The 12,770-nt window shown below is 73.2% G+C and carries 6 protein-coding genes and 2 pseudogenes; 2 read left to right on the top strand and 6 right to left on the bottom strand.

Annotation, left to right across the window (positions count from 1 at the left end; genetic code table 11):
• Nucleotides 1-18: 18 nt before the first annotated feature.
• Nucleotides 19-174, top strand: a pseudogene (locus BZL64_RS41530) (CDP-glycerol glycerophosphotransferase family protein); the annotation flags it as partial.
• Nucleotides 175-210: 36 nt separating this feature from the next.
• On the opposite strand, the pseudogene BZL64_RS32500 reads toward BZL64_RS41530, so the two are convergent.
• From BZL64_RS32500 to BZL64_RS32475, 6 genes and pseudogenes are all read right to left on the bottom strand, one after another.
• Nucleotides 211-2,283 (bottom strand): annotated as a pseudogene (locus tag BZL64_RS32500) (bifunctional glycosyltransferase family 2 protein/CDP-glycerol:glycerophosphate glycerophosphotransferase); the annotation flags it as partial.
• Between the two features lie 97 nt (nt 2,284-2,380).
• The gene (locus tag BZL64_RS32495; protein WP_086772708.1) at nt 2,381-4,633 is read right to left on the bottom strand and encodes a bifunctional glycosyltransferase/CDP-glycerol:glycerophosphate glycerophosphotransferase; all 2,253 of its coding nucleotides are present in this window, start codon (nt 4,631-4,633) and stop codon (nt 2,381-2,383) included.
• Between the two features lie 149 nt (nt 4,634-4,782).
• Nucleotides 4,783-5,655, bottom strand: coding sequence for a carbohydrate ABC transporter permease (locus tag BZL64_RS32490; RefSeq protein WP_086772707.1), 873 nt, complete (start codon nt 5,653-5,655; stop codon nt 4,783-4,785).
• Nucleotides 5,652-6,935: a carbohydrate ABC transporter permease gene (locus BZL64_RS32485; protein WP_086772706.1), complete on the bottom strand. Its 1,284-nt coding sequence runs from the start codon at nt 6,933-6,935 to the stop codon at nt 5,652-5,654. Before BZL64_RS32485 ends, BZL64_RS32490 begins: the two co-directional genes overlap by 4 nt.
• A gap of 70 nt (nt 6,936-7,005) precedes the next feature.
• A complete protein-coding gene (locus BZL64_RS32480; protein WP_086772705.1) occupies nt 7,006-8,385 on the bottom strand; it encodes an ABC transporter substrate-binding protein in 1,380 nt (459 codons plus the stop codon).
• Nucleotides 8,386-8,554: 169 nt separating this feature from the next.
• Nucleotides 8,555-11,890 carry an FHA domain-containing protein gene (locus BZL64_RS32475; RefSeq protein WP_086772704.1) on the bottom strand — a complete coding sequence of 1,112 codons (3,336 nt, stop codon included), beginning with the start codon at nt 11,888-11,890 and terminating at the stop codon, nt 8,555-8,557.
• Nucleotides 11,891-12,270: 380 nt separating this feature from the next.
• Here BZL64_RS32475 and BZL64_RS32470 point away from each other — a divergent pair.
• Nucleotides 12,271-12,770 (top strand): serine/threonine-protein kinase (locus BZL64_RS32470; RefSeq protein WP_143663370.1); only part of this gene is annotated, 500 nt, incomplete at its 3' end.

Below are 12,770 nucleotides of genomic sequence, written 5' to 3'. Positions count from 1 at the left end.
TCCGGCCGGATCATCGACGTGACCGCGCACCGCTCCTCCGAGGACGTGTGCTTGGCCGCCGACGCCCTGATCACCGACTACTCGTCGATCATGTTCGACTACGCCAACCTGGACCGCCCGATCGTCGTGTACGCCGACGACTGGGACGTCTACACCGAGACGCGGGGCGTGTACTTCGACCTGCTGGCGGCCCCGCCGGGACCGGTCGCCCCGGCCGTCGTCGAACTGGCAGAAACGGGCCCGGAAGATGTTTCTGAGCGACCGGGAGGCGGCCGAGGCGTACGAGCCGTCGGCGAAGACGCGGGCCAGTTCCCCGGGTGTCCGGGCGACCGGTCCCGGCGGGGCCGCCAGCAGGTCGAAGTACACGCCCCGCGTCTCGGTGTAGACGTCCCAGTCGTCGGCGTACACGACGATCGGGCGGTCCAGGTTGGCGTAGTCGAACATGATCGACGAGTAGTCGGTGATCAGGGCGTCGGCGGCCAAGCACACGTCCTCGGAGGAGCGGTGCGCGGTCACGTCGATGATCCGGCCGGAGCCCCGGCGTACGCCCCGGTCGTAGAAGTAGTGCGCCCGCAGCAGCACGACGACGTCGTCCCCGGCCGCCTCGCAGAACGCCTCCAGGTCCAGACCCACGTCGAAGCCGGTGCGGTGGTCGCGGTGGGTCGGCGCGTACAGGACGGCCGTGCTGCCCTCCGGGACGCCCAGCTCTCGCCGGACGCGGGCGACGTCCTCGGCGGTCGCCGTGCAGAAGACGTCGTTGCGCGGATAGCCGTACTCCAACTGCTCGTAGGAGCCGGGGAAGGCGCGCTCCCACATCTGGGTGGAGTGGGTGTTGGAGGACAGGTTGTAGTCCCACCGGTCGACGCGGCCGAGCAGCTTGGTGAAGCTGCCGGTGGCCGCCGCCACCACCGGGTACGTCGACTGGTCGACGCCCATCTTCTTCAGCGGGGTGCCGTGCTGCGTCTGCACGTGCACGCTGCCCTCCCGCTTGACGACGCCCTCCGCGAAGTTGGCGTTGTTGACGAGGTACTTGGCGCGCGCGAGCACCCGCCAGGCCCGGCGGCTGCCGATCACGGCGTGGTCGACGCCCGGCGGCACCGCGTGCGCCTGGTCGGGCTCGACGAGGAACACCGAGCGGATGTGCGGGGCGAGTTCGGCGGCCTTGGCGTGGATGGCGGCGGGACTGCACGCGTAACCCCTGCCCCAGTACGCGCAGTACACCGCGAGGTGGGGGTCGATGGGGCGGCGCAGTTGCAGCCGGTAGTACAGGCGGGTGCGCAGCCCGCGGGGGCGCGGGATCCGCTCGGCGGCGGCCGACAGCCTCCGGTTGGCTCCCCGCAGCGCGCGGAACGCCGTGTACGCCCCCGCGGCCAGCAGCCGGTGCTGGACGCCCAGGCTCCCGCCCGGCCTGCGGAACCCGGCCGGCCGGTGGCGCCGGTACAGCGCCGCAGCCCGGCGGAAGAACGCCCGGCGGGCGGCGGCGGGCAGCCGGGCCGGGTGCGCGGCCGTCTTCAGCACGGCGGCGAAGAGCTGGCCGAACAGGTCACCGGTGAAGCCGCGTCCGGCCGCCCCGGCCAGCACCAGGTCGGCCTGTTCCAGCAGGTCGGCGTGGTGCTCGCCCGGCAGGTTGAGCCGGCTGCCCTGCCGCCGCAGCAGATGCCGTACGACGACGGAGCGCAGGACCGCGACCCGTTCGGCGTGCACGGTGACCAGGCCGCCGAAGCCGAGGTCCGTGAAGTGGCCGGCGGGGAAGGTGAGTTCGTGCGCGGTGAGGAAGCCGTGCCGGTAGGCCGCGCTCCACACGGGCAGCCGCACGCCGGTGATCTCGGGGGCCTCGGCGGGTGCGAAGGCACCCTTGGGCGCCTTGGCGAGCAGCGGGGCCGCGGGGTTGGCCGGCTCGCCCTCCCACCACGGGGTCCGCTCGTGCTCGGCGTACAGGACGTCGACCTCGCCCGTCTCGGCCAGCCGGGCTTCCAGCGCCGTCAGCGCGCCCGGCACGAGGGTGTCGTCACCGTCGAGGAACAGCAGATACGCGCCGGTCGCCGCCCGCATCCCGGTGTCGCGCGCCCCCGCGAGTCCCGCTGACGGAGGCGAGAACACCGGGGTCACCCGGCTATCCCGCCCGGCGTACCCGGCGGCGAGGGCACCGGCCGGGGCGTCGGGCGCGTCGCAGACCGGGATCAGCTCGAAGTCGCCGAAGGACTGGCCGAGGACGGAGTCCAGCGCCAGGGACAGCCGGCCGGCGACCCCATGGGACGGAACGATGATGCTGAAGCGGGGCATTCTGCTCTTTCTGTGTCTGGCTCGGTCGGGTTCCGGCGGGGTTCACGCGGGGGTTCGGGCAGGTGATGACGCGGGGTCCCCGGTGGCTGCGGGCTCCCTAGTGGCTGGTGACGCGGGGACCCGAGGGCTGCGGCACGGTGGCCAGTGCGGGGCGCGGGTGCGTCGCCGCCACCGACGGCACGGGACGGCGCTCCGCGAGCGGCACGACGGGTGGCACGTCCGTCTCGCCCAGCACGACCCGCCGTACGACGCGCTCGGCGGCGCGTCCGTCGTCGTGGGGGCAGAACCGCTCGCGGAACGCGGCGCGCAGCTGGGCCGAACGGGAGCCGCGCCAGTGGCCGGTCGCGAAGATGTCGATCAGTTCGTCCTCGCTGCGGGCGACCGCGCCCGGCGGGAAGGTGCGCACGTCGAAATAGGTGCCGCGGGCCGCCTCGTAGGCCTCCCAGTCCTCGGCGTGGACGACGATCGGGCGGTCCAGGCCGGCGTAGTCGAACATGATCGACGAGTAGTCGGTGACCAGGGCGTCCGAGGCCAGGCAGAGGGACTCCACGCTCGGGTGGCTGCTGACGTCGATGACCCGGCCGTCGGCGATCGGTGCGGCGGGCTGCCAGTGGTGGGCGCGGGCCAGGATCACGAAGCGCGGGCCCAGCCGGTCCAGGAACCGTTCCAGGTCGAGGGCGGCGTGCTGGGTGCGGCGGTAGTCGCGGTGGGTGGGGGCGTACAGGATCGCCACCGTGTCGCGCGGGATGCCCAGCTCCTCGCGCAGCCGGGCCACGTCCTCGGCGGTGGCCCGCTGGAACACGTCGTTGCGGGGGTAGCCGTACTCCAGCGTGGTGTAGCCGCCGGGGTAGACGCGTTCCCAGGTGAGGGTGGTGTGGCGGTTGGCGGACAGGACGTAGTCCCACTTGTCGATGCCCCTGAGGAGTTCCGCGAAGTCCATGTCGCGGGCCGCCGCGGGCCGTTCCTGGAGGTCGAGGCCCATGTGCTTGAGCGGGGTGCCGTGCTGGGTCTGCACGAAGACCTGGCCGGGGCGTTTGACCAGTCGGCGGTCGAAGTTGACGTTGTTCACCAGGTACTTGGAGCGGGCCAGCGCCGTCCAGTAGGCGGCGGTGCCGGGGCGCAGCGGGCGTGGGCCGGGCGGAATGTCGTGCCGGTGCTCGGGGCGGGCGATCCACGCGGTGCGCATCTGCGGGGCGAGGGCGCGCAGCGCGCTCTCCAGCGCGCCCGGGTTGCAGCCGTGGCCGCGGCCCCAGTAGGCGGCGAAGACGGCCCGGTCGGCACGCAGCGGCAGGCGCAGCTGGATCCGGTAGTGGGCCTGGAGGCAGGCGGCCCTGAGGGCGCGGGCGAGTTTCGCGGCGACCCCGCTCGTGCGGCGGCGCAGGGCGATGGCCGCCTGGAGCGCCCGGTAGGTGCGGTGCAGGCCGAGGTGGACGAGGCCGTGGCGCAGCCGGGAGCGCAGCGGGACGGGCGCGCCGGGCGTGCGGTAACGGCGGTAGTGGGCGCGGGCCCGGCGCAGGAACTCGCCGCGCGCGCCGCGCGGCAGCCGGTCCGGCCGGGTGAACACCGTCGTGAGGTGGTCGACCATGCGGCGGAACAACACGGGCCGCCAGTGGGCGAGTTCGGGCCGCCGGTCGATGAACGCGAACACCCGGTCGTACTGGTCGAGGACGTCGAAGTGGCGGCGGCTGGTGGTGGAGAGGATGTTGCCGCCGCGGCGCCGCCGGTAGTGCACGCAGACGCGGTCCAGCGTCGCGATCGACCCGGCGGTCATCAGCGCCGGGTAGGTCCAGGGGGTGTCCTCGTAGTAGCCGGGCGGGAAGGTCAGGCCGGTGTTCTCGACGAAGTCCCGCCGGTAGGCCTTGTTCCAGGCGACCATCAGCACCCGCAGCAGCCCCGGCCGGTCCTTCAGCCGGAAGGGTGCCGGGCCCCGCTCGGTGAGCTGACCGGCGAACCGGTGGCGCTCGGTCTCACCCGTCCAGAACGCGGTCGCGTAGTCGTACACCAGGACGTCGGGCTCACCGGTGTCCTTCAGCCGGTCGGCGATCGCGCGCAGCGCGTCCGGGGTGAGCGTGTCGTCGGAGTCCAGGAACAGCAGGTAGTCGCCGGTGGCCTGGGCGAGGCCCGCGTTGCGCGCGGGGCCCAGACCGGCGTTCTCCGGCAGGTGCAGGGCCCTCACCCGTGGATCGCGGGCCGCGAACTCGTCGATGATCTCGCCGCAGGCGTCCGGCGAACCGTCGTCGACGGCGATCAGTTCGAGATCGGTGTACGACTGGGACAGCACGGATTCGAGGCACTCGTGCAGGTACGCCTGAACCTTGTACGCGGGGACGATGACACTGAACCTGGGCAAGGGACATCCATGGGTCGGCGCGGACGACAGGGCCTGGTCCGGGCAACGGCCGATGGAGTGACTTGGTTACGTTCGTCTACGGCATCCGGGGGACACCGGGTGAACGGAGGGGGGCGGGCCGATGACACCCACCCCCCTTGCCGTACCGCCTACTTGACCGCGCCGGCCATCACGCCGGACACGAACTGCCGCTGGAACGCGAAGAACACGGCCAGCGGGACCACCATCGAGATGAACGCGCCGGGTGCCAGCACGTCGATGTTGTTGCCGAACTGCCGTACCTGTGTCTGCAGGGCGACCGTGATCGGCTGGCTGTCGGCGTTGGTGAACACCAGTGCCACCAGCATGTCGTTCCACACCCACAGGAACTGGAAGATGCCGAGGCTCGCGATCGCGGGCCCGCCCAGCGGCATCACGACCCGGGTGAACAGGCGCAGCTCACCGGCGCCGTCCAGCCGGGCCGCCTCCAGCAGCTCGCGCGGGATCTCCGCGAAGAAGTTCCGCAGCAGGAACACCGCGAAGGGCAGACCGAAGCCCACATGGAAGAGGATCACCCCGAGGACCGACCCGAACAGGCCGACCTTGCCGAACAGTTCGGCGATCGGGATCAGCGCCACCTGTACGGGCACCACCAGCAGGCCCACCACGGCCAGGAACCACCAGTCGCGGCCCGGGAACTCCATCCAGGCGAACGCGTATCCGGCGAGCGAGCCGATGACGACGACCAGGACCGTCGCCGGGACGGTGATCAGCACCGTGTTGAACAGGGAGTTGGTGATGTCGCCGTTCTCCAGCAGCTTCTGGTAGCTGTCCACGGTGAGCTGGGACGGCTCCGCGAACACCTTCCACCAGCCGCTCGCGCTCATGTCCTCCGGGGAGCGCAGCGAGGAGATCAGCAGACCGATCGTCGGCACCAGCCAGAACAGCCCGACCAGGATCAGGAAGACCCGGACGGCACCCCCGCCCAGCTTCTCCACGATCCGCCCGCCGAGGGACCGCTCGGCCTTGACAGGGTTGGTCATCGCCGCACCTCCCGCCGCAGCCTGCGTACGTTGAACCACATCACCGGGATCACCAGCAGCAGCAGGAACACCGCGATGGCGCTGGCGATGCCCGGCTGGTCCTCGGAGAAGCCCTTGCGGTACAGCTCCAGGGCGAGCACGTTCGCGTCGTCCTGGGAGGAGCCGGGGGCGATGATGAAGACCAGGTCGAACACCTTCAGCACGTTGATCATCAGGGTGACGGTGACCACCGCGAGGACCGGTGCGAGCAGCGGCACGGTGACCCTGCGGAACACCTGCCACTCGTTCGCCCCGTCCACCCGGGCCGCCTCCAGCAGTTCCCGCGGCACGCTCGCGAGCCCGGCCGCGATCAGCACCATGGCGAAGCCCGCCCACATCCAGATGTACGACCCGATGATGGCCGGTGTGACCAGCGAAGGGCCGAGCCAGTCCAGGCCGTTGTAAGCCTCCTTGAAGTTGCTCGCGGGCAGCCGCAGCTGTGCCCCGTCGGCGGCTTCGGGCAGCGTGAAGGTGCCGTCACCTGCCGCGGTCGTCGAGGCCACGACCTTGCCGTCCTTGACCGCCTCGATCCGCATCCCCGCGTAGCCCAGTTCGGACGGGTCGGGGGCGCCGAGCGTGCCGACGCCCTTGCCGCGGGTGAAGTCCTGCCAGGTCGTGCCGGTGACCTTGCCCGGCTCGGCCGGGGCCGGCGCGGCCTTCTCCGCGCTGCCGGGCATCTGGTCCGGGGGCACGCCGACCAGCGGGAGGGAGACCGGGTCGCCCGCGCGGACCGGTTCCCTGGTGAGGAAGGCGCCGCCCTGCGCGGCCTCCAGCGGAGACTGGCGGCCCGGGTGGGCCTTGGGGAACGCCGACGACTGCGCGAACGTGTCGTGCACCCCGACCCACACCGCGTTGGCGACACCCTTGTCCGGGTCCTGGTCGTAGACCAGCCGGAAGATGATGCCGGCGGCGAGCATCGAGATCGCCATCGGCATGAAGACGACCAGCTTGAACGCCGTGCCCCAGCGGATCCGTTCGGTCAGCACCGCGAAGATCAGCCCGAGCGCGGTCGCCACGGTCGGCGCGAACACCACCCACAGGACGTTGTTCTTCAGCGCCGTGCGGATGCCGTCGTCGGTGAAGAGGGCCTTGTAGTTGTCGAGTCCGGCGAATCCGTCGCCGGACTGGTCGTAGAAACTGCGCACGACCGAGTACCCGATCGGGTAGACCACGAGCGCGCCCAGCAGCACCAGGGCGGGCAGCAGGAACAGTGCCGCCACCGTCCTGCGGGTGCCGGTCACGCTTCTGCGGACACGAGGAGGGGCGGGGGCTCCGGGAGCCCCCGCCGCACCGGCCGATGCCATGACCGGCTCAGTTCCCGTACGCCGCTGCCGCGTCCGACTCCAGCTTCGCCTGGATGCCGGCCACGTCCGTCGGGTTCTTCAGGAAGTCCTGGAGGTCCTTCCACTCGCCCTTGCCCGGCGTACCGCCGAAGGCCTGCGGGGCCTGGTCGGACATGTCGAAACGGAAGTCGTCGCCCGCCGCGACCAGCGCCTCGGCGATTCTGCGCTGCACGTCGTTCGGGTACGCCGCCGGGTCGACGTTCTTGTTCGGCGAGAGATAACCGCCCAGCTTCGCCTGGATCTCCGCCGCGTCCGGCGAGGCGAGGAAGGTCGCCAGCGCCTGCGCGCCCTGGGAGTCCTTCAGGATGACCGCCGCGTCACCGCCGGAGACCACCGGCGCGGTGTCGCCGACCTTCGGGAACGGGAACACCTTCGCGTCCGTGCCCACCTTCGCGTCCGTCTGCGCGATGTTGACCTGCACGAAGTCGCCCTCGTAGACCATCGCGGCCTTGGGCTGGTCACCGCCGGTGAAGGTCTGGGTGACGGCGTTCGGGAACTGCGTCTGCAAGGCGCCGTCGGCGCCGCCCGCCACGTAGTCCTTCTTGCCCCAGATCTGCGCGAGCGTGGTCAGCGCCTCCTTCACGGAGGGGTCCGTCCACTTGATCTCGTGCCTGGCCAGCTGGTCGTACTTCTCCGGGCCCGCCTGGGAGAGGTACACGTTCTCGAACCAGTCGGTCAGCGGCCAGCCGTCCGCGCCCGGAATCGAGAAGGGGGTGACGCCGGAGTCGTAGACCGTCTGGGCCGTCGCCAGCAGTTCGTCCCACGTCTTGGGCTCGCTCGCGCCCGCGTTCTCGAAGACCTTGGCGTTGTACCAGATCAGCGACTTGTTGGCCGCCTTGTAGTAGACGCCGTACTGCTCCGAGCCGACCTTGCCGATGTCCTGCCAGCCCTGCGAGTAGTTCTTCTGCAGCTCCTTGAGGGCCTCGGGGCCCAGCGGCTTGGCCCACTTCTTGTCCACGGCCTGCTTGATGGCGCCCGGCTGCGGCAGCATCGCCACGTCCGGGGGCTGACCGCCCGCGATCTTCGACCCGAGGAAGTTGATGATCGGGTCCTGCGCCGGTACGAAGGTGACCTTCGCGCCGGTGCGTTTCTCGAACTCGGCCAGCACCTTCTTGAAGTTGGCCTGTTCCGGGCCCGTCCAGACGGCCGCGACCTCCAGCGTCGTGCCGTCCAGCTTCGGGAGGGTCAGGGCGTCGCCGGACGCCTTCGTGCCGGTGGTCTCGTCTCCGCCGCTCTTGTCGTCGTCGCTGCCGCACGCGGTGAGCGAGAGCGCGAGGGCTCCCGCGAGGACCGTGGCGGCAGCCTTCACGGTGCTGCGTGTCCGGATGGTGTTGCTCGTGCTGCGCATCACTGCCCCGTTCTTCGTTCCTCGTCGAACGTCGAGCGCTGTCCCGTGGCACTGGTCTACGCCGGGTGCGAGGGGTCGGCAAGTGCGCATGCGGTGTCAAGCGGGCGATCGTGACCGCGTCGTAACGCCCTTCTCAAACTCCTCCGGACGGGCCGGTCGTGCGGCCCGCCTACAACAGCGACGGCACCTCCGCCGCCGAGACCTCGCGGGCCGCCCGCTCCAGGGCGCTGGCCAGGAGGGCGAGGTCGGTGGGGCCGTTGCCCAGTTCACGGACGGGTCTGCGGGTCGGCGGATCGCCCATGCGCTGCCACTCCAGGGGGACGACCGTGGGGCGCAGGGTCGCGGTGCGCGGGATACGGCCCGTCACCCGCCCGCCCTGGAACGGGGTGAGGCGGCCGTCCACGCCCCGGAGCCGGCCGCGGCCGGGGGCCGGTTCGTCCGCGCCCGCGCCGGGGGCTTCGAGGGCGACCCGCAGCGCGGCCCGCCGAGAGGGCTCCGAATCCGCCGTACGGCCCCCCGGACCGGTCGCGGCCACCAGGTGCACGCCGAGCCGCTCGCCCTCGCGGGCCACCGCCTCCAGCGCACGCATCACCGAACCCGCGGCGGGACGGCCGGGCGAGCCGAGCGCCGGGGAGACCAGGGCGTCCAGGTCGTCCACCACGACGACCAGGCGGGGCAGCGGCGGGGGCGCCTCCGTCCGCCGGCGGGCCGCCGCGCCGGGGCGCAGCCGCAGGGTGGAACTGGGCGGGGCGTCGAGGTCGGCGGCGCCGCTGCCCCCGCCGACCGGCTGGCGCTGCGGCACGATACGGCCGGACACCGCGCGGTGCGTGTGCCACTCGGCGAAGTCCGACCGCCCGAGCAGCTCGGCCCGCCGCTTCAGCTCGGCGCTCAGCGACTGAGCGAACTCCCGCATCCGGACCGGGTCGTTGGCGGTGAGATGCGTGGTGACATGCGGTACGTCCGTGCAGACCCGCAGGCCTTCGCCGTGACCGCCCGCCTTGCCGACGGTGTCCCTGCCGTCCAGCAGGACGATGCCGAGCCGGTCGGGGCGCTCGGCGGCGGCCAGCGAGGCGACGACCGCCCGCAGCAGCTCCGTACGCCCGCTGCCGGGCGGGCCCTCGATCAGCAGATGGGGGCCCTCGGCGGACAGGTCCACGCCGACGGGGCCGCGCGGGCCCGCGCCCAGCACGGCCGAGACCCGGCCGCCGAGCGCCTCGGTGTCGTCGCCCGCGTCGGCCCAGCGGGCCATCAGGGAGGCCGGGGTCGCGCGCGCCAGGCCCAGCTCGTCGAGGAGACGGGCCGACTGGGGCAGCGGGGCGGACACGCGCGCGGGGCGGTCGCCGCCCGGAGCGATCTCGGGGCGCAGGGGTGCCAGGGCCCGCGCGAAGCGCTGCGCCCAGGCGGCGGAGACCGCGTCGACGGCGCCGACCGTGCCATGACCCACCGGGCCGGGCCGCTCGGACTCCGACCCGGCCGGGGCGACCCGCAGCAGCCGCAGCGCGGTCGCCACATCGCCGCTGAGCAGCGCCACGGCCCCGCACGTGCGGAAGGTGGGCGCCGCCGCGCAGGCCGCCTCGTACACGTCGGTCACCGGCGCGGCGGGGGAGGCGGCGGGCGTCTCGGCCAGGCAGACGACATGGATCCCGGCCCGCGGGCCGGCCGTCGCCAGTCGGGCCGTCGCCTCGCGCAGGTCGGCACCGCCGGGGTCGCCGTCCACGACGAGGACCGTGTACGGGCCGGGGAAGCCGTCCCCGGCGTCCTCCGCCACCGCCCACGACGGGCGGTGAGCTGTGCCGGGGGCCGGCACGGGTGCCGGTGCCGCCGCGCCGTCCGTCAGACGGTCCTCCAGACGGCGCAGCAGTTCGTCGGTGCGGGCGGTGGCCTGGTCGCGGTCGTGCGCGAGGAGGAGACGGCAGTCCTGCCCGTGCCCCGGCCGCAGCTGCGGCAGCCAGCCCAGCCAGGACCACTCGGCGACCCGCTCCTCCTCGGAACGGGCCCGGTCCGTGCTGATCAGGACGATCTCCAGCAGGTCGGGGGAGTGCAGCGCGGCGAGCTGCGCCAGCACGGCGCGAGCCAGCCCGGCCAGCCTCGGGCGCGGTCCGGCCAGGCCCAGGGCGCCGACCTCGCGCAGGCCCGCGGTCACCGGCACGGCCGGCAGCAGCGACCCGTCGGGCGCCGCCCGGTCGGCGGTGCCCAGCCGGACCGTGAGCGTCTCGGGGTGGCCCGGCCGGCGCTCCCACAGGCGCGGGCCCGGACCGAGCGCGGTCAGCAGCAGGGCGGCCGGGTCCGGCCAGGTGTCCGGGGCGGACGGCACCCCGGCGGGCGGCTCCCACTCGGCCTCGGTCACCTGTTCGTCGTAGGCCTCGGGATCGTCCGTCTCCTGGGGGCCGCCGCGCCCTTGGGCCAGCCGGCGGGCCCAGGCGGACAGGCCGCCCCGCCTGCGCAGGTTCTGGGGGACCTCGGTGCCGCGCAGGGGCGTGCCCTTGCGGGAGCTGCCGCCGCCGTCCTCGTCCACGGCGGGCTGGTGCGGGCCGCGGGCCTCGGACGGGCCGCCGAAGGGCTGGCCGCTGGAGGACGGCTCGGTGAAGGACGGCTCGGCGAAGGAACCGAGGCCCGAGCGGCCGCCGTGGGTCGCGCCGTGGCTCTCGATGGGCGGCGCGCCGCCCTGGCCCGGCACCAGGGACGCCTGCGCGTGCTCGCCGCGGGTGGGCGCGGAGCCGCGCCAGTCGACCGTGCCGTAGGCGTGGCCGGTGGGGGCGGACGGGGTGTCGTCGCCGCTCACGCGCGCGTGGGGCACATCCGCGGGGGCGGTGGCCTCGGGTTCCGGGCTCGCGGACGGCACCCGGACGTGTCCCTCCCCGTCGGGGGTCGTGGCCACCCGCGCGCCCAGGCCGCCGGGCGGCGCCAGCCGCAGGGCCGACTCGCCGACCCGCAGCAGGGCGCCCGGCGTGAACCGGAGCGGGCGGCTCTGCACGCGGGTGCCGTCGAGGGTGGTGCCGTTGGTGGAGCCGAGGTCGGCGACCGTGACCCGGCCGTCGGCGGAGAGCGTCACCGCGCAGTGCAGGCGGGAGACGTCCGGGTCGTCGATCGGGACGTCGGCGTCGGCGGAGCGGCCGACGCGGATCTGGCCGCCGTGCAGCAGGTGCACCCCGCCCGCGTCCGGCCCCGCGACCACGTGCAGCCGGGCCGGGGCGTCGTCGACCTCCGGATGCGGCTCGGGGTCGGCCGGGGCGCCCAGACAGAGCACGGCGCCGTCGATCAGAGGGGGTTCGCCGAGGGTGCAGCGCTGGGTGTCGAGCCGCTGCGCTCCCGCGTACAGCACGGGCTGGGCTCCTCCGGACGGAGCAGTGCCCCCCTCCCCGGAGACCGCCGCGGCCAGAGCGGACGCCACCGCGGCCAGGGCGGTGCCGGCGGGCGCCGTGACCAGCACGTCGCAGCTCGCGGCTCGGCCCCGCGTGTCCCCGGGCGGGCCCTGCGGGTCTACGACGGTCAGCCGGATCTGCATCGCCGTCAGCGGTCCCTTCTGCCCGGGCGCGGACTTTCCCCCACCCCACACGAGCACGTCGGCCAGTACTCCAGGCATCCTCGCACCTGTCACCGACAATGTGCCCGCCACCGAGGGACAAGTGATCTTGATTGGTCGGCTCTGCCCGTAAAAGTGCCTGACCGATGGCTTACGGATGACCACTTGAGATCGGTCACGTCCGCCCTTCGGCAACCAACGGACCGAGGCGAGCGTCTTTCCTTCGAACATGTACGGGGAGGGGCGCGTAACCGTACGTAAGGGCGTACGGAAGGACCATAGGAAGAGGACAGCCCGCTGCCGGGGGCGCGGCACTACAGTGGGCCGGAACAGAGGCAAGCAAGCAGCAGGGAGCGCGTGACGTGCGGCCAGTCGGCAGCAAGTACCTGCTCGAGGAGCCGCTCGGACGCGGCGCCACGGGCACCGTCTGGCGAGCCCGCCAGCGCGAGACCGCGGGCGCCGAGGCGGCCGTGGCCGGCCAGCCCGGCGAAACCGTGGCGATCAAGGTCCTCAAGGAAGAACTCGCGAGCGACCCCGACATCGTGATGCGCTTCCTGCGGGAGCGCTCCGTACTCCTGCGGCTCACCCACCCCAACATCGTCCGGGTCCGTGACCTGGTCGTCGAGGGCGATCTGCTGGCCCTGGTCATGGACCTCGTCGAAGGCCCCGACCTGCACCGCTACCTCCGCGAGAACGGCCCCTTCACGCCCGTCGCCGCCGCCCTGCTCACCGCGCAGATCGCCGACGCCCTCGCCGCGAGCCACGCCGACGGCGTCGTCCACCGCGACCTGAAGCCGGCCAACGTCCTCCTCCTGCAGAACGGCGGGCAGATGCACCCGCTGCTCACCGACTTCGGCATCGC

Source organism: Streptomyces bobili, assembly GCF_002154575.1.
In the GTDB taxonomy this organism is placed as follows: Bacteria; Actinomycetota; Actinomycetes; order Streptomycetales; family Streptomycetaceae; genus Streptomyces; species Streptomyces bobili.
The sequence above is the reverse complement of the archived record's forward strand: the minus strand, read 5'-3'. Positions and strand labels throughout refer to the sequence as shown.